General features: G+C 52.4%; 13 protein-coding genes. 4 read left to right on the plus strand and 9 right to left on the minus strand.

The genetic code is table 11. The features are described from left to right. Nucleotides 1-44 precede the first annotated feature (44 nt). The 6 genes from M4D81_RS31250 to uvrB all read right to left on the minus strand — a co-directional run bounded on the left by M4D81_RS31250 (nt 45) and on the right by uvrB (nt 10,490). Nucleotides 45-1,979 carry a copper amine oxidase N-terminal domain-containing protein gene (locus M4D81_RS31250; protein ID WP_260069272.1) on the minus strand — a complete coding sequence of 645 codons (1,935 nt, stop codon included), beginning with the start codon at nt 1,977-1,979 and terminating at the stop codon, nt 45-47. Then, entirely contained in the window at nt 1,979-3,055 is a 1,077-nt protein-coding gene (locus M4D81_RS31255; RefSeq protein ID WP_260069273.1) for a S1C family serine protease, read from the minus strand. The genes M4D81_RS31250 and M4D81_RS31255 overlap by 1 nt, the downstream gene beginning before the upstream one ends. Nucleotides 3,056-3,305: 250 nt before the next feature. Further along, nucleotides 3,306-3,515, minus strand: a complete 210-nt coding sequence (locus tag M4D81_RS31260; RefSeq protein WP_071219760.1) for a hypothetical protein — start codon at nt 3,513-3,515, stop codon at nt 3,306-3,308. Between the two features lie 256 nt (nt 3,516-3,771). Beyond that, a complete protein-coding gene (locus tag M4D81_RS31265; RefSeq protein ID WP_260069274.1) occupies nt 3,772-5,271 on the minus strand; it encodes an S-layer homology domain-containing protein in 1,500 nt (499 codons plus the stop codon). Nucleotides 5,272-5,528: 257 nt separating this feature from the next. Beyond that, nucleotides 5,529-8,396, minus strand: a complete 2,868-nt coding sequence (gene uvrA, locus M4D81_RS31270; protein WP_260069275.1) for an excinuclease ABC subunit UvrA — start codon at nt 8,394-8,396, stop codon at nt 5,529-5,531. Nucleotides 8,397-8,498: 102 nt separating this feature from the next. After that, entirely contained in the window at nt 8,499-10,490 is a 1,992-nt protein-coding gene (gene uvrB, locus M4D81_RS31275; protein ID WP_260069276.1) for an excinuclease ABC subunit UvrB, read from the minus strand. A gap of 303 nt (nt 10,491-10,793) precedes the next feature. On the opposite strand from uvrB, the gene M4D81_RS31280 reads away from it, so the two are divergent. Then, nucleotides 10,794-11,588, plus strand: a complete 795-nt coding sequence (locus M4D81_RS31280) for a flagellar motor protein (RefSeq protein WP_071219764.1) — start codon at nt 10,794-10,796, stop codon at nt 11,586-11,588. Continuing rightward, entirely contained in the window at nt 11,572-12,390 is an 819-nt protein-coding gene (locus tag M4D81_RS31285) for an OmpA/MotB family protein (RefSeq protein WP_260069277.1), read from the plus strand. Before M4D81_RS31280 ends, M4D81_RS31285 begins: the two co-directional genes overlap by 17 nt. A gap of 201 nt (nt 12,391-12,591) precedes the next feature. On the opposite strand, the gene M4D81_RS31290 is transcribed toward M4D81_RS31285, so the two are convergent. From M4D81_RS31290 to M4D81_RS31300, 3 genes are read right to left on the minus strand one after another with little or no spacing between them, the layout of a single operon-like run. After that, a complete protein-coding gene (locus M4D81_RS31290) occupies nt 12,592-13,755 on the minus strand; it encodes an ABC transporter permease (RefSeq protein ID WP_260069278.1) in 1,164 nt (387 codons plus the stop codon). Continuing rightward, entirely contained in the window at nt 13,748-14,929 is a 1,182-nt protein-coding gene (locus M4D81_RS31295; RefSeq protein WP_260069279.1) for an ABC transporter permease, read from the minus strand. The genes M4D81_RS31290 and M4D81_RS31295 overlap by 8 nt, the downstream gene beginning before the upstream one ends. A gap of 47 nt (nt 14,930-14,976) precedes the next feature. Next, the gene (locus M4D81_RS31300) at nt 14,977-15,924 is read right to left on the minus strand and encodes an ABC transporter ATP-binding protein (protein ID WP_260069283.1); all 948 of its coding nucleotides are present in this window, start codon (nt 15,922-15,924) and stop codon (nt 14,977-14,979) included. Nucleotides 15,925-16,111: 187 nt separating this feature from the next. On the opposite strand from M4D81_RS31300, the gene M4D81_RS31305 reads away from it, so the two are divergent. Together M4D81_RS31305 and M4D81_RS31310 are read left to right on the plus strand one after the other, a co-directional pair. Further along, entirely contained in the window at nt 16,112-17,272 is a 1,161-nt protein-coding gene (locus M4D81_RS31305) for a sensor histidine kinase (RefSeq protein ID WP_260069280.1), read from the plus strand. A gap of 48 nt (nt 17,273-17,320) precedes the next feature. Further along, nucleotides 17,321-17,970: response regulator (locus M4D81_RS31310; protein ID WP_260069281.1), on the plus strand; the 650-nt coding region annotated here is incomplete at its 3' end.

Consider the following 17,970-nt stretch of genomic DNA (forward strand, 5'->3'; position numbering starts at 1 on the left):
TGCCCACTAAAATGTGATATGCGTTTTATATTCCATCCTTCGGACTACTTCACCAGCTCAAACGAGGAAAGCGCACGCTCCAAAGCGGCTTGCTGCATGTCCGTAGCATTAGCATCATTCAACGTTGTCGTAATCGTGTACGCGATATTTCCGCTTTCAAAGACAATCTCCTGGGTGGTAAAGCCAACGCCGTTCTTCACCTGATGCACCTTGAACGACACGGCAGGCACACCGGCAAACGTGATCTTATCCTCGCCAAGCAATTTCACCGTCGTCCCTGAAGCCGTGCTGGCTTCATTATAATAACGCTTCAGGTTGCTGACGATGAAGTCTGCGGATGTATCCTTCTGAGCATTAATTTCAAACCCGCCTCCGGCAAATCCATATTCGACCGTTCCCTGCTCAAACTGATCATTCAGCGGTTCCCAGTACTTTGGAATGTCGATATGATAGCGGTACGTTTCGGAGTTCTTGCTCCGCATCTTGGTTTTATCGGTCAGGTAGCCTTCTTCGCCAATGCGGCCGAAGTTCTCAGGTACCACATCATAATCGATCTCGATCGATTCCAGCACCTTCTTCCAGTTGGCAGCCGTCTTCTCTTGGCCATCCGGTACCGCATATTCCAGATAATAACGGTAACCGTTCTTCTGGATCATCACTTCATATTCCGTCACCCATTTATCTCCGAAGTTGTACCGAACCTCTTGAATCTGCCCTTTGACGCCCGAGATCTCCACCGGCGTAAGTCCGACGTATTCGTATGAATCCTGGACGAAGGATTCCGACAGCCAGTCTTTAAGCCGCTGCCCCCAAGCTGCGAGCGTGCCCTCAACCCCTGTCGGCACGGATGTCACCGAGACGGACAGATAACCTTCCCCTTCGCTACCGTATAACATATCCTTGTTATTGATTTCCCAGCCTGCAGGAATGCCAAACCATATGCCGTATTCTTCATTTCCTGCTTCGCGGAGCCCACCTACGATGGAAGAGACGTCTTTTAATGATTTGTCCTCCGCCTGATAGGTCGTTCTAAAAGAACCCAGCAGGCTCGCGTGCTTGTCCATATCTTTATAGTGAACCGCTTCTGCATCGGCAAAATACAGCTCATAGACACGGTCATTGGCATAATACTGCCGGCCTTCCCATAGGACGCCGTCGATATCGCGGGAAATGACTCTGGCATACGGTACAGCTCCGCTTGCGACTGTCTCTTGGTGAAGAACAACATCTCCGGAATCGCTCAGTTCTTTCAGGAGCCGTTCTAACAGATCGTCAGGACTCAGCTTTACTTTCTGGGAGGAGGCATGAACCTCAAGATAATAGCGGCCCGTAGCATCGTTGAAAGCCGCACCGCTCTCGTCGTCCGTTCCTCTCCCAACGATCATCCAGGAAGGATAATTCATACTCCATTCATAATAGCTATTTCCGATTCGAGTCTTCCCGGTCGTATTGTTAATCTCGCCCTCGTCATGCTTCTCTTCCTTATCCGTGACCATGAGGCTGATGGACAGCTTGCCTTGGGCGGAGCTTACCTTGGCTCCAATCCCCGCGGCAACCGGACGCAGCGGTACCATCAGCGTTCCGGACACCATCGTCGGTTCTACCGGCAGCTGTACCTTTTTCCCATCAATCCAGGCAGTCTTGTTGTCGATAACGAGCACAACCGTATGCGGTCCTTGCAGCAGTCGAACCCGGTCCTCGCCCTCCAGCTTGATCTCGCTGCCAAACGCTTTTTTAAACACGCCCAGCGGCACCATCAATACGCCCTGCTTCAGCTGCGGCTTGGCAATCGTATAGGAGGTGCCATTGACCGAAGCTGAGCTGCTGCCGCTTTGCACGGTCAGGATACGCTTCTCCGGCACAACGTCATCTCCCCATACGGGAAGGGATAATGACGTGAATAGCATCAAAGCCGATAAGGTACCAGCTGTCATCTGCCGCAAACGCTGGCTTGACTCCGTTCTTACTCTCTTCACCATTACTCGGCCTCCCCAACGCTTGACGAAGCAGCTTGATTACCATCCTGGCTGAGCGTCAGTTTTACATTTACAATATCTCCATCCCGCTGCATCAGCAGCTGAACCTGCTGGCCTGGGATGAAGGGCTTTAACCGTTCGTTGATATCCACGACGGAATAGATGCGCTTTCCGTTAATTGCATATAACACGTCATCTTCTTGGATTCCAGCTTTTCGGGCTTGCTCGGACAGCACCTTCGTAACGGTCAATGGATCGTCTGAAGGCAGACCCACAATGGCGGACCAGCTTTCTTCCAGTTCCAACCCAAGGCTGGCTCTTCGAACCTCGCCGTATTCCAATAAATGATCCACAATATAATGAACCGTTTCCGCAGGAATAGAAAAGCCCATATTTTCAATGCCAACGGCGGCAAACTTCTTGCTATTGATGCCAATGACCTCGCCTTTCAGATTGACAAGCGGCCCTCCGCTGTTGCCCGGGTTAATGGCGGTATCGGTTTGAATCAGGCGATAAGAGCCGTCGACGCTCCGGTTCAGGCCGCTTACCACACCTACGGATGCCGAGTTTCGTAACGAGAAAGAGATTGGCGTACCAATGGCAACCACCGTTTCTCCAACCAGCGCATTTTGCGCGGATGCGGCAAATTTGGCCGGCTTCAGAGACTTGGCGTTTATTTTGACTAAGGCAATATCACTCATAGGATCGCTGTATACGCCCTTGGCTTTATAGGATTTGCCGTCTGACGTCACGACCGTGATTCCGGTAAGCCCGTCCACTACATGAGCGTTGGTGACGATCCAGCCGTCTGACTTCCAGATCACCCCTGTACCGTGCGCCAGGTTGTATCTGTCATCCACTTCGCTGCTTCCTTGTGCTGCCTTTCCGATAATGCCAACAACCGATGGCGACATCCGGCTGATAACCTGAGGCACCGCATGTTGTTCATATGTACTCTTGGGCTTAGCGCTTGCTGCAGCCGCAACGTCTGTATGCATAACCGCATTCCCGCTTCCTGCCATAATGATGGCCCCCAGCAGTAAAGCCGTCGATCGTTTTTGCCATTGTATATTCTTCAATTCTTTTGTTCCTCCCCCGGTTCCATCCTCTACCCAACCAACCTGTACTCCTCAATTTATCATGTTTTTCCATTTGTAGCCATTGCTTCTAGACCTATTTCTTTTACGGTTTTCCTGCGGACCGTGTAACTTTTCCCCGAAGAAACAAAAAGACGCCTCCACACTGCGAACAGCAGACGGGCGTCTTGTTTGTATGTATTTCATTACATTCGTCATATGAAGCCGCTTTAAATAAGGTACTTAAGACAACCTAATTGTTAAACCATCCTGTAATCATGGCATAGTCAGAGTACAAGAACACAAATAAGCTGACGAGACCGAAAGCGATTGCGAATTTATTTTTTTGGCGGGCCATCAACAAGCGAACCACACCAACAAAGATCAGAATCGTAAACAGGATCATGAAAATATCAAATGTCTTAAATGTCGCGCTCGCATCCGATGCTGCTGCAAGGATCATGAAACGTACCTCCTCGTGGGTTTCTTCTCGGGCAAATTTACATATCTTCTTCTATGTTATCCATGTGCCCGTCCAGATGCAAGCCCTCCGCCCCTAAAAATCAAAAAAAGTCATAGAATTTTCTCATTTTTAACCAAATTTTCAGATATTAGCATGACTTTCATCACGGCAGAGGTTAAATCAAGCTTGCGTAATGGATACAGGCATAGGCTGCTTCGACTATCCAAGTGACTCCGGTCAGGACGAGAAACGTTCACTACTGTGCCTCATACTCCTCAGGAGTCGATTCCTGCTCTACTGCCGTTTCCTCCTCCAAGTCTTCACTTGGCAGCGCGACGGAAGGATCTGTGATCGTAATCCGATCCTCTGGGTCCTTCTTGACCTCCAGCGCAACCTCGGTGGACGGTTCACTGCTTACATTCAATTCGTTCACAGCAACGACATGGATCGCATACCGGCCGGACGGACCTACTAACATATTGCGGTTCGGAATAAGATAGGAACGGCTCACTAACGGCTCCTCATTCAAACGATACAGTACTCCGTCAGGCCCTATGTAGTATACATGATAGATTACGCCTTCCTGCACATCTGTCCAGGTTAAACCAATGGATTCATCTTCCTCATTTAGGATGGCCTGAAGACCGGATATTTTATTCGGACGGCTCGAAACTTCGTTAGAATAACCACTCTTGCCGAAACTGTTCACTGCCTCGACCACATAGTAAGCCGTCTCCTGAAAACGCACATCGGATGTTGCGTAACTGCCTGTCTCCACATTCGCTCCGTCTGACAATAATGTATAACCCGTCCCGGACTTCTCGCTGAAATAGATATTGTAGGTTTCCCCTTGCCGCTCTGTCCAGGTTAATTGAATCTGCCCCTTCTCATATCGGAACTTCAGATCCGTCGGAGCAGTTGGTGCCGTTGTCGGCAAATCCGGCTGAGATGCCAAGTTCTCTGTCCCCGCATGGGACTGTGCTGTTCCGGGAACGGAAGGCGTTGTGGATGTTGATCCCGATGATGAGGTTACAATACCATGGATTACCGGGTGAGAACTTTCTGGTAGTGTCTCTACCTCATCCTCCGCAGTATTGGAGCTGATGTGCTCCACGGCTTTCAACCACTTCACGGTAAGCAAAGCCGCTTCTTCCTGAGTAACGATGCCCTTGGGATTCCAAGCACCGGCCGCGGATTCCTGAAAGAGGCCTAACTCCATGGCCAGTTCGATAGCTTCCCTAGCATAAGGGCTGAAGGAGCCCTCATATAACTCCAGCTGCTTGGCTTCCTCGTCCGAGTTTTCATTATCAGTAATCCCTTGCAGAGCTCTTTGATACAGCACAGCCATATCCTGACGTGTCAGCGATTGTCCAACTCCAAACCTACCGTTCCCTACCCCTTTCACCAGCCCTGCATGAACCGCACCTTCGATGGCGGAGAAAGCATAGTGATCGTTAGGTACATCCTTGAAGGTAGCCACTTCCGGCGGTTCAGCCGCGCTCAGGTTTAGAGCATTGACAATCATTATGACAAAATCCTGCCGGCTGATGCCCACTTTCGAATGGAGATCCGCTCTACCGTCAGCAGGCTGGAGTTCTCCTTCGGTTAACCTGTGAATGACTTCCTGTGAATCGAAGCGCCCCCTATCTGAGACGGGTATGGGTATACCATCATCTGCTTGAACGCTATCGGATGAGTTTATGTATAAAGCACTTGCTGCCAGAGCTATCAGAACGGAACAGGTGATCCTCTTCATACAATCCCTCCAATTTTTCGCAATCATCAAGATCATACCATATCCTGGAATGCGAAGATATTGGAGGATGATATGAAAATAAAAAAAGAGCCCCCATTCATGCACGGGGGACTCCATTATTACGCTAACCTTGTTCATCTGCTGAATATGAAATGCAATAAGGTGTGTGCTTCACAGTTCACTTCCAGCATGGAACAGATTCGTCTAAGACACTGCCAATTCATGCGGTCTCCCTTGCAGAAGCAAGGGAGCAGCTATTAACGTGCCGCTTCCACCTTGTGCAATTCCTTAGTTCGCTTCGTATCGCGTTCCAGGATTGGCTTCAGGTACTTCCCTGTATAAGACTCGGGTACCTTCACCAAATCCTCAGGCGTTCCGGTAGCGATAATGGTACCACCGCCGCTGCCGCCTTCCGGACCCAGGTCGATTAGATAGTCTGCTGTCTTAATGACATCCAGATTGTGCTCAATGACAAGGACGGATTCCCCGGATTCCACCAGGCGATGAAGGACAACGAGCAGACGGTCGATATCGTCCACATGCAGGCCGGTGGTCGGTTCATCCAGAATATACATCGTTTTGCCTGTGCTGCGGCGATACAGCTCGGAAGCCAGCTTCACGCGCTGCGCTTCACCACCGGACAGCGTGGTGGCAGGCTGACCCAGCGTTATATAACCCAAGCCCACATCCATCAGCGTTTGCATCTTACGGTGAATCTTCGGAATGTTCTGGAAGAAGTCCGTTGCATTCTCCACCGTCATCTCCAGGACTTCAGCGATGTTCTTGCCTTTATATTTAACTTCCAGCGTTTCGCGGTTGTAACGCTTGCCCTTACACACTTCGCAAGGCACGTAGATATCCGGCAGGAAATGCATCTCAATCTTGATAATGCCGTCTCCACGGCAGGCCTCGCAGCGACCGCCCTTCACGTTAAAGCTGAAGCGGCCCTTCTTGTATCCACGAATCTTCGCTTCATTCGTCTGGGAATAGATATCCCGGATATCGTCGAAGACGCCCGTGTAGGTCGCCGGGTTGGAGCGAGGCGTACGGCCAATCGGTGACTGGTCGATGTCAATGACCTTCTCGATATGCTCCAGACCCTTCATCTCGCGGTATTGCCCCGGACGGACTTTGGCTCTGTTCAAGTCACGAGCGAGCGTCTTGTAGAGGATCTCGTTGACCAGTGTCGACTTGCCTGAACCGGACACACCGGTTACCGCCGTAAAGACGCCAATCGGAATTTTCACGTTGATATTCTTCAAATTGTTCTCTTTCGCACCTTTAATCTCGAGCCAGCGTCCATCGGTCTTGCGGCGCTTGCTGCTGACCGGAATGAACTTGCGGCCGCTCAGGTACTGGCCCGTCAGAGAGTTAGGGTCGTTCATAATCTCCTTCGGGGTTCCCTCCGCGATGACCTGGCCGCCATGAATGCCTGCGCCTGGGCCGATGTCGATGATATAGTCCGCGGCCATCATGGTGTCTTCGTCATGCTCGACCACAATGAGCGTATTGCCCAGATTCCGCATATGCTCCAGCGTCGAAATCAGGCGGTCATTATCCCGCTGATGCAGCCCGATGCTGGGCTCGTCCAGAATGTAAAGAACGCCCATCAGGCTGGAGCCGATCTGCGTAGCTAACCGGATCCGCTGAGCTTCCCCACCCGACAGCGTTCCCGCCGAACGACTGAGAGTCAGGTAATCCAGGCCTACATTGACCAGGAAGCCCAAACGGCTGTGAATCTCCTTCAGAATGAGATTGGCAATCTGCTTTTCTTTCTCGCTAAGCTCCAGGTGATCGAAGAATTTCAGGGATTCTCCGATCGACAGGCTGGTGACATAGGCCATGTTGCGGTCATTGATCGTAACCGCCAGGCTTTCCTTCCGGAGACGATGACCTTTACAAACATCGCATGGCTTGCTGCTCATATATCCTTCGATGTATTCGCGAATACCCTCGGAACTGGTATCGCGATAGCGACGTTCCAGATTCGGAATGATGCCCTCGAAGGTCACATGCGCTTCCTTGCGCTGACCGAAGTCATTCTCATAACGGAAGTGAACCTTCTCATTGCCCGTGCCGTACAACAGTTTATTCATCTGTTCCTGACTAAAGGTACTGACCGGCTTGTCCAGCGGAATGCCGAAATGCGCGCAGACCGATTTGAGAAACTGCGGATAATAAGTCGACGTGCCCCCGCTCCATGCAGCAAAGGCGCCTTCCTCCACGCTTTTGCTCGTATCCGGTACAAGCAGCTCCGGATCCACAATCATCTCGACGCCAAGTCCGTCGCAATCCGGACAAGCGCCGAAAGGCGTATTGAAGGAGAACATTCTCGGGGTCAGCTCTTCCATGCTGAAGCCGCAGATCGGACAAGCAAAGTTGGAGCTGAACCGCAGCTCCTCCTGACCCATGATATCGACCAGAAGCTGGCCGCCTGACAGGTTCAGTGCGGTCTCGATCGAATCGGCCAGACGTGCCTCTATATCTTCCTTAACTACGATCCGGTCCACAACCACCTCGATCGTATGCTTTTTGTTCTTCTCAAGTTCGATACTTTCCGATAGATCGCGCAGCTCTCCATCGACGCGCACCCGAACGAAGCCCTGTTTCGCAATATCGGCGAACAGGTTCTTATGCTCGCCCTTGCGCCCGGAAATGACCGGCGCGAGAATTTGCAGTCTCGTCTTCTCGGGATACTGCATGATGCGGTCTACCATTTGCTCGACCGTCTGGGAGGTAATCTCCACGCCATGCTCCGGACAGTGCGGGTGTCCCACCCGGGCAAACAGCAGACGCAGATAATCATAGATTTCCGTTACGGTACCTACCGTAGAGCGCGGGTTGCGGCTCGTCGTTTTCTGGTCAATTGATATCGCCGGCGATAGGCCTTCAATGGAATCGACATCCGGTTTCTCCATCTGTCCGAGGAACTGGCGTGCATAAGCGGACAAGGATTCCACGTAACGTCGCTGACCCTCGGCATAAATCGTATCGAATGCGAGAGAGGATTTGCCCGAGCCGCTAAGCCCCGTAAGAACGACGAACTTGTCACGCGGTATCGTGACGTCGATATTTTTCAGATTGTGTGCACGTGCGCCTTTGATCACAATATTTTCACTTGCCAAACGATATCATCTCCTACTCCTTATGGCATGCATGTGGTGCTTATATTTTCACAAAGAGAACGACCACTTAGGCCGTCCCCCCTGTCATTCATCTCTCCAAATTTATTCGGCTTGCAGCTCCAGCAGCGCATCACGAAGCTCGGCCGCACGCTCGAACTGCAAATTCTTTGCTGCTTCCTTCATTTCGGCCTCGAGACGCTGGATCAGTTTCTGACGATCTTTCTTCGACATCTTCTGTCCTTCGCCCACCAGATAATCCGCCTTGCCCTCCGCAACCTTGGTTGCTTCGATGACATCGCGGATCTTCTTGCGGATCGTTTGCGGCGTTATGCCGTGCTTCTCGTTGTAGGCAACCTGGATGCTGCGGCGGCGCTCGGTTTCCTTGATCGCCCGATCCATCGAATCGGTGATCTTATCGCCGTACATGATAACTTTACCTTCCGAGTTCCGGGCTGCCCGGCCGATCGTCTGAATGAGCGAGCGGTCCGAACGGAGGAAGCCTTCCTTGTCCGCATCCAGAATCGCTACCAAGGAAACCTCCGGAAGGTCAAGACCCTCCCGTAGAAGGTTAATACCCACCAGCACGTGGAATGTACCAAGCCGCAGATCGCGCAGAATCTGCATCCGTTCCAGCGTCTTGATATCGGAGTGCATGTAACGAACCTTGATTCCAATTTCCTTCAGATAATCGGTCAGATCCTCTGACATTTTCTTCGTCAGGGTCGTCACGAGCACACGCTCGTCACGTTCCACCCGGTCATGGATCTCGCTAATCAGGTCATCGATCTGCCCTTCAGTCGGACGCACATCGATGATCGGATCAAGCAGGCCTGTCGGCCGGATGATCTGTTCAACCATCGTATCGCAGTGCTCTATCTCATACGGTCCCGGCGTGGCCGACACGTAGATGATCTGGTTCACTTTCTCCTCGAACTCCTCGAACTTCAGCGGCCGGTTATCCAGCGCGGATGGCAGGCGGAAGCCGTGATCGACCAGCACGGTTTTCCGTGCCCGGTCACCGTTATACATCGCGCGGATTTGCGGGAGCGTAACGTGCGATTCATCAATGACAAACAGCATATCGTCCGGGAAGTAGTCAAGGAGCGTATATGGCGTAGCACCAGGCTCCCGGAAGGTCAGAGGGCCGGAGTAGTTCTCGATGCCGGAGCAGAATCCGACTTCCTTCATCATCTCGATGTCGTAACGGGTACGCTGCTCCAAGCGCTGCGCTTCCAGCAGCTTGCCTTCCGAGCGCAGCAGTTCAAGGCGTTCTTCCAATTCGCGTTCAATGTTCACGAGCGCGACCCGCATCGTCTCTTCACGGGTAACGAAGTGAGACGCCGGGAAAATGGCGATATGCTCGCGTTCTCCAACCAGTTCGCCCGTCAAGACGTCGATCTCCGTGATCCGCTCGATCTCGTCTCCGAACAGCTCGACGCGAACGGCCTGTTCCCCCTTCGAGGCAGGGAAAATCTCGATGACATCCCCGCGAACGCGGAAGGTACCGCGAACGAAGTTGATATCGTTCCGCTGATACTGGATATCAACCAGCCGCGACAAAATCTCATTCCGCGGCTTCTCCATGCCTACCCGGAGCGATAGCAGCATTTCGCCGTATTCATGCGGCGAACCCAAGCCATATATGCAGGATACGCTCGCCACAATGATGACATCGCGCCGTTCAAACAGCGAACTCGTTGCAGAGTGGCGGAGCTTATCAATCTCTTCATTAATGCTGGAGTCCTTCTCGATATACGTATCGGAGGAAGGGATATAAGCTTCCGGCTGATAGTAATCGTAATAACTCACAAAATAATCCACGGAGTTGTTCGGGAAGAATTCCTTAAACTCACTGGCCAGCTGTGCAGCCAGCGTCTTGTTATGCGCAATAACGAGTGTGGGACGGTTTACTTTGGCGATTGTCTGCGCGATCGTAAACGTCTTCCCCGTTCCTGTTGCACCTAGCAGCGTCTGATGTTTTTTCCCTTGGCGGAGTCCTTCGACCAACGCATCAATAGCCGTGGGCTGATCGCCCTGCGGCTGGAATTCAGACTGGATCTCAAAGGATTTGGTACTGACAACTAAATCGCTCATTGCCCTTCATCACCCTCATACTCTAAAATGAAATTCATGCTAAAAGATATGTCGAAACTTCCCGATGATATACTATGGGAAATTAGTGGTGTCTACGTAAGGAATAAGAATATTTGTTCCCGTCTCATTATACCCTTTACGTTTTTTTGATGCAAACAGTTTAATTAAAATTTCAATAAGTTCCAGTGCGAATGTTCCGGGCCTCAGCTTCTAGGGTCCGGCAGCCTTCAAATTCCATGTCGGACTAGCTTCATACAACCCAATGATCTACAATTAACTTCCTTAAGGAGATGATACAGCGTTATGGATATTACGATTATTCTTGGCATTCTCGCCGGTTTGGCCGCGTTGATCGGAGGGTTTTTATGGGAAGGCGGACATCTGAGCGGCCTGCTGCAAGGAGCGGCTGCGCTTATCGTATTCGGCGGCACCATCGCCGCCGTCATCGTCAGTTTCCCTGCTACCCGGCTCCGTACCATCCCGGCGGCGCTCAAGCTGGCCTTCGGCCGCAGCAACCGTTCGTCGGACGAGCTGATTGACGCCATTGTCGATATGTCGGTTACAGCCAGAAGAGACGGGGTGCTGGCGCTGGAGCGCATCTCGGCCGATCACGAGGACCCGTTCCTGCGGGAAGGCATGCAGATGGTCGTGGACGGCAATGACCCGGAAATGGTGCGTCAAATCCTGGAGCTCGATATCAATGCCGCCGAGCAGAAGCACGAAGGATATGCCAAAATTTTCGAGTCCGCCGGGGGATATGCTCCTACCATGGGGATCATCGGTACCGTCATGGGATTGATCCACGTGCTGGGCAGTCTGCAAGACCCAACCGGTCTCGGACCTTCGATCGCGGTCGCTTTTACCGCCACTTTATACGGTGTCGCGAGTGCCAATATTATCTTTTTGCCCATTGCGTCGAAGATTAAAGCACGTTCCGAAGAAGAAATTGCAAATATGGAGCTGCTGCTCGAAGGAATTATGGCTGTTCAGAACGGAGAACACCCGCTGTTGGTTCGTAAAAAGCTAGCCTCCTTCGCTTCCGCAGGCACCACGGACATTCCGTCCTCAAGGGGGATCGCGCATGAGACAGCCGAATAGACGGCGCCGTCATCGCAAGCAGGCGGAAGGCGACCAGCGCGAACGCTGGATGATCACCTATGCCGACCTGATTACGCTGCTCCTGATCTTTTTTGTGGTGATGTATGCCATGAGCCGGCTCGATACGGAAAAATACAAACTCGTCACCCAATCCCTGCAGGCCACCTTCCAGAGCGGAGACAGCATCCTGGAGATGGGCTCCGGCATTACCGGCACAGCCGATACGGAGAACCATAAGAATCCTCCGCCGAAGCCTGCTGCCGAAGAGGAGGGCGGCGAGGATAAGGATACGGCGGCGGAACCGCTAACCGAGCGGGAGCTCGCTTTCCGTGCCCAGGAGGAAGAGCTGGCGAACTTTATGGGGCTCATTCAACAATACGTGAAGGACAACCAACTCGAAGAAGATATCTTCATCGCGGACGAGCCGCAAGGGATTGCCATTACGCTAAGCGACCGCTTCCTGTTCGATGTCGGCAAAGCCGAGCTTAAACCCGGAGCCGCTCCAGTTCTGGGCAAATTAGCCAGCCTGTTCAGCGATTTAAACACCACGGTGAGCATCGAGGGGCATACGGACAATGTGCCGATCGGCCGCTACTCCAGTTACAAGGATAACTGGGAGCTCTCCGGTGCCCGGGCGATGTCGGTGCTGCGGTTCTTCCTCGATAACAGCAAGCTGGACCCGGAAGGCTTCCAATACGCAGGCTATGCCGATACAAGACCAGCCGCGGATAATGCGACTGCCGACGGCAAGCAGAAGAATCGGCGGGTTGAAATTACCGTTCTACGACAGCTTAAGGAGTAGGAAGAGGCGTCATGCGGCTAAACCCGCTCCCCTGCCTTGCCTTAAGAAAACTTTTAACCCATCGTCACCTATAGTAAATAAGCGCCCGGCAGACTGAATGGACATACATTCAGATCTGGCCGGGCGCTTTCGTTATTTTCAAAAAAATGATTCGATCACTGACAACTTTCCTAAGAGCCATGCGGTATCCAGCATACCCGTTTATGCGCCGTGCCCAACTCCGCTCTCGCTTGGCCGCAGGATAGCAGAACCGACGGCAAGCAGAATGATCGCCATCAAGCCGAGAACGGCCAGCGGCAGTGCGATATCGGATAACGTACCACCCGTGGCCGCGATTTCCACCGCCTCAATGGCCCATTTTTGCGGGATGAAGTTGGCGATTTTCTGCATGAACTCCGGCATGATGGCAAGCGGCCAGAAGCACCCGCCCAGCATACAGGTCGGCGTGACGATCATGGAATTGATCATGGCCGCATTCTGCCCGTTCCGGATCAACCCGGCCACCGTGCTTGCCACGCCTAACGATACCAGCATGAAGGCCATCAGAATAAGGAAATGCAGTAATAACGGAACTCCGTAATCGTAACGGAGCACATACCGGCTCAGCACAAGCACGATGATCACCTGCAGCGAGCCGACCACCAAGCTGCCCAGAAAATTGCCTAAAGCGATCTGATAGGCACGCACTGGTGCCGTGTACATGCGGGACAGCGTTCGCTGCCTGCGGTCATCGATCATCATCGAGACCACGCTGGAGATGAGGGTCATCATGAACATCAGGGTAAAACCCGTTACGTTGGATAGGCCTGGCTTGGCGTACAGATTCAAATCCGTGACCTCCGTATCCACCCGATTCATTGCGGATTGCTTGAGCACATCTTGCAGCATCAGCATTCGGTCAACATCCGGCTCCGAGGTTTCCCGGATCAAAGCAGCTGTGCCGCTCAGACGTGTGACCGCAGAGTCTGCCGTCATTCGTATCATCACCGAAGCCTCCGAGGTTGAGACCTCGTATATCTGAACCAGCGGCTGCTGTCCTTCAATCAACCCATCGCTGAAGCCCTCCGGTATATAAACGCCTACGGTACTTTTATTCTCCACCAAGTCTTCTCTCAGCGTAATCTCGGATTCGGACTCCTTGAGTACGTATTGGCCGCTGCGCTCCAGCTCATTCATCAGATACTGACCTGCCGGGCCTTCGTCTTCATTCACATATGAGACCAGGATGCTTGCAGCCGAGGTCTGCCCCAAGAGAAACACCGTCAAGGTAACGACCACGCAAGGAACCAGCAGGTAGACGATCCAGCCTCTTTTTCGCCCCAGCGTGCGCCGCACCATATGCCAGGCAATGGTTAGGCTATGCATGGTATCCCACCTTTCTGTACGTAATCATGGCTGCAGCTGACAGAGCTGCGGTAATCGCCGCCAGCATGCCGAGGCAGGTGACGATCAAATGCACGTCGCTGTTCAGCATCATCCGCAGCATGCTCTGCATGGCCCAATGATTGACGGTGAAGGAAGCGATCTTTTGGAAAAATTCCACGGGAAGCGGCATGAATCCCCCGCTCACAAATGTCATGGCGATAATGATCGCCTGCATCAGCCCCCTGGCTCCTGCCGCCGTTGAGGAGACCAGGGTGATAAACGTGGCAATGGTCATGGACGATAATGTGATTAATACGCAGACAACGATAAGCAGCAGAGGGTGGGGCCCCCATTTCACGCCGTACAGCCACATGGACCCAAGCACAATGGCTGCTGCCTGTACAAGCGTGATCAGACTACAGCCGATAATTTTACCGGCAAATACGGTTCCGGGGGTGACGGGTGCGCTTTGCAGGCGATACAGGGTCCGGCTTTCCCGCTCTCCCAGCAGGCTGCTGCTTGCCATCAGACCCGAATACAACAGAAACATAATCAGCATGGAGGCAGCGTAGTATTGGGCTGCTGAATATGTGGCTCCTTTCTCGCCCAGTTTCCCGATGGTTACGTTCGGTCCAGACGAGGTTTCCACAGGTGCTGCCACTTGAGCCGCAAGAACTTGATCTCCGCCCATAACGATAACCTCAGCCTGTTTGTGATTGACATCTGCGATAAAAGTCTTAAAGATCGTGTCTGCCACCAGGTTGAGATTACGGTCTCTTCCGGGCAGCAATTCAAGCTTCACGTCCGCTCCCTGACCCATCCGTTCATCAAAGGAAGCGGGAATCACTACCGCGTAATCGACCTCGCCCCTGCGCAGCTTTCCTTCAACCTCTTCACGGCTGGCTGCCATCTCATGAACGAGAATCTCCTGGATCTCCGGCGAGCCGGTTAGAGCCTGAATACTCCCCGGCAGCTGGCCTCCATCTGCAGCATCCAACACAAATCCCACTCTGACCGATGACTGTTTAAATTCCTGATCATTGCCGAACCAGCCCGAGAGCGCGTTTCCCAATATAAAAATAAGGATGAGCGGCAGCAAAAACTGGTTGATCAGCACCGTTCGGCTGGTAGCCATCCGCTTCAGCTCAAACCAGGCGATAATCATCATATTCATCTTCGGTATTCCTCCTTTATGGATTCCTCTGCACGTGTCCCTTATGATCAATCGCGAAGCGTGCGCCCGGTCAGGCTGAGAAACAGCGTTTCAAGCCCCGGCTCCTCGCATTGCAGGGAGCGAAGCGTCGTATGGTGTTTACTGCAGATGAACAGAATATCCTGCAGCTCATCCTGAGCTGACGGGACATAAACTTCGATCTCGTTATCATTCTGCGTGACGCGCCGGACGCGCGGGTGAATGGTCAGCTCCTCCACCAGTTCCGGTGTGATCCCATCGGCAGTAAGAATGATTTTTTCCTCATTCGCAACGCGTGCCCGAAGCTCCTGCTGCGTCCCGCAGGCGATAACATGACCTTGATCCATAATGGCCACCCGATCACTGATCGCAGCAACTTCCTCCATGTAATGACTAGTATAAATAACGGTAGAACCCATGCGGTTTAGCGTCTTCACGGATTCCAGGATATGATTCCGGGACTGCGGATCAATCCCTACCGTAGGCTCATCCATAATGATCAGCTTCGGACGGTGCGTGATCGAGCATGCAATATTCAATCTTCGTTTCATCCCCCCGGAGAAGGTGGACGGCTTTTCCTTCGCCCGATCCTGCAGGCCGACAAACTCCAGCGCCTCTTCCACTCGTTCCTTTAACAAAGGGCCGCGCAGTCCATATAATTTTGCAAAAAAAGCAACATTGTCCCAAGCCGACATCTCTTCGTACAGAGCCAGATCCTGCGGCACCAACCCGATTCTCTGCTTCACTTCCAGCGGCTGCTCTTCAATCGAGATGCCGTCCACCTTGATGCTGCCCTGATCCTTGGGAAGAAGTCCGCAGATCATATTGATGGACGTGCTTTTGCCCGCCCCGTTCGGTCCCAGAAGCCCAAAGATTTCCCCTTCGTTCACTTCCAGGTTCATATGATCCACCGACAGCTTGTTTCCATATCGTTTCACGACATCCTTCATCTGCAGAAAGACCGCCATCTTCACCATCTCCATTTCTCCAATCTCGTATCCATTTGTTGATTTTATTCTATCTGGAATCGCCGGATTTTTAAGGTAGAAGAAGTCACTTTATAGGGTGACGAAAGTCATCTCCTTACTGAAAACATCCATGTGATATAATGATGCCAATGGTTTGAACGGTTTGATTTCACTAAGGAAAAGGGTTTGATCGCACGTGACATCCCCACTCACCTATCTAAGGTATGGCTTCATTCTCCTTCCGGCCGCCGCGGACATCTTTTTGCAGCAGCTCGATGATTACGGGGCATACATGGTGTACATATTGCTGTTTCTGGCGATTTCGGTGCTAAGCCGCTTTTTGCCATCGCCTGCTTATCTGAAGGCAGCCGCTCTGCTGGAAATTTCACTATCTCTGTGGCTATGCCATCAATACGGCTTCATGATGGTGTTCCTATCCATCTCCACCCTATGTGTTTATTTGCCCTTGTTCGAACGGCCAGGCAGGCTATGGGCGGCGTTCGGTCACCTCCTGCTGCTCACCATGGCTATTATCGATTACGATGCGCTGCTGTTGACGACCGCCAATCTGTTGTTTCTGTTCATGGCGGTAACGTTCAACCACATCCATGAAATGAAGCAGAAGGAAGCGGATCATATTCAGTTATACGACGAGTTGAAAAGACTGCATTTCCAGCAGGACGAGGCCGGCAGACAATTGCTGCAATTCGCTCATCAGGTAGAGAGTGCGGCGCAGGCAGAGGAGCGCAACCGGATCTCCCGCCAGCTGCATGACGACATCGGCCACCGGCTGATTCGCGTTAAAATGATGATGGAAGCAGCCCTCCTCACCGTTCCGCATGATTCCGCGCGCGGCATGGATATGCTCCGTCAAATCCGTGACCAGCTGGGAGAGAGCATGGAGCAGATGCGAACGGCCGTGAAACAGATGAATCCGGTCCGGCGGATTACAGACGACTATTCCCTCGATCGGCTCCTGGAGGAGACAGGCAGGCAGACCGGGATCGAGACCGAGCTTATATTACAGGGTTTTCCCTATCCGCTCTATCCCAGTCAACAGGTGGTGTTATACAAAAATGCCCGTGAAGCTATCACGAACGCCATCCGCCATGGCGAGGCTAAACGGGTCCAGATCATCCTGCATTACGGGGAACAGGACGTCCGGATGGAGGTTTCCAACGACGGTGCAGTCCACAAGCCGGCAGGCGACGAAGCTTCACCGAACCGTCAAGGTATCGGAATGAGTGGCATGCTCGAACGAACCCAAGTGGTGGGTGGAACGCTGGAGGTACGGAGAACCGTGCCTTTTACCGTCATCACCCGGCTGCCTGTCTACCGGAAGCGTGAGATTATGTAATTTAACAAGACGCAGTATCTTATTTTATCGAAAAGGTCGTGGACATCCATGATATCTGTTTTAATTGTAGATGATGATCCGTTCATTCGGGAAAGCTTGAAACTGCTGGTGGGGATGGACCCGGATATCGCAGTATCGGCTGTCGCAGAGCACGGAGAGGAAGCGCTGGCTTTGTTGGAGGAGGGACTTCCTGTCGATGTCGTGCTCATGGACATTCGCATGCCGGTATGTGACGGCGTAGAGGGAACGCGGCGGATTCGTGAACGTCACTCGGATGTACGAGTGCTTATGCTGACCACCTTCGATGATGATGAATATATTGTCGAAGCTCTGCGGAACGGGGCCAGCGGTTATCTGCTGAAGAACATTCCGCCGGACCGGATCATCCAGGGGATTAAAACCGTGCATGACGGAAACATGCTGATTCATCCCGATATCGCGCGCAAGCTGACCGGCATGCTTCGTCCAACGGCGCAGCCCGCCCCTAAACCTGCTGAGCTGGAACAATTCGGACTGACCCCGACCGAGAAAAAGGTTGTCGTCCTTATTGCGGAAGGTCTGTCCAATAAGGAAATTGCCGGACAGCTTTATTTAAGTGAAGGTACCGTCAAAAACTATGTCACCGAAATCTTGGGAAAGCTCAATCTTCGGGACCGAACGCAAATCGCCATTTTTTATTTAAAAAAAGTGCAGGGCTA

It is taken from the genome of Paenibacillus sp. p3-SID867 (assembly GCF_025142895.1).
In the GTDB taxonomy this organism is placed as follows: domain Bacteria; phylum Bacillota; class Bacilli; order Paenibacillales; family Paenibacillaceae; genus Paenibacillus_AQ.

What these genes read in the sequence shown, in the direction of transcription:
- M4D81_RS31265 (WP_260069274.1), bottom strand. Translation starts at nt 5,271, where the DNA reads ATGAAGAGGATCACCTGTTCCGTTCTGATAGCTCTGGCAGCAAGTGCT.
- M4D81_RS31290 (WP_260069278.1), bottom strand. Translation starts at nt 13,755, where the DNA reads ATGCATAGCCTAACCATTGCCTGGCATATGGTGCGGCGCACGCTGGGG.
- M4D81_RS31295 (WP_260069279.1), bottom strand. Translation starts at nt 14,929, where the DNA reads ATGAATATGATGATTATCGCCTGGTTTGAGCTGAAGCGGATGGCTACC.
- M4D81_RS31280 (WP_071219764.1), top strand. Translation starts at nt 10,794, where the DNA reads ATGGATATTACGATTATTCTTGGCATTCTCGCCGGTTTGGCCGCGTTG.
- M4D81_RS31250 (WP_260069272.1), bottom strand. Translation starts at nt 1,979, where the DNA reads ATGGTGAAGAGAGTAAGAACGGAGTCAAGCCAGCGTTTGCGGCAGATG.
- M4D81_RS31285 (WP_260069277.1), top strand. Translation starts at nt 11,572, where the DNA reads ATGAGACAGCCGAATAGACGGCGCCGTCATCGCAAGCAGGCGGAAGGC.
- M4D81_RS31260 (WP_071219760.1), bottom strand. Translation starts at nt 3,515, where the DNA reads ATGATCCTTGCAGCAGCATCGGATGCGAGCGCGACATTTAAGACATTT.
- uvrB (WP_260069276.1), bottom strand. Translation starts at nt 10,490, where the DNA reads ATGAGCGATTTAGTTGTCAGTACCAAATCCTTTGAGATCCAGTCTGAA.
- M4D81_RS31300 (WP_260069283.1), bottom strand. Translation starts at nt 15,924, where the DNA reads ATGGTGAAGATGGCGGTCTTTCTGCAGATGAAGGATGTCGTGAAACGA.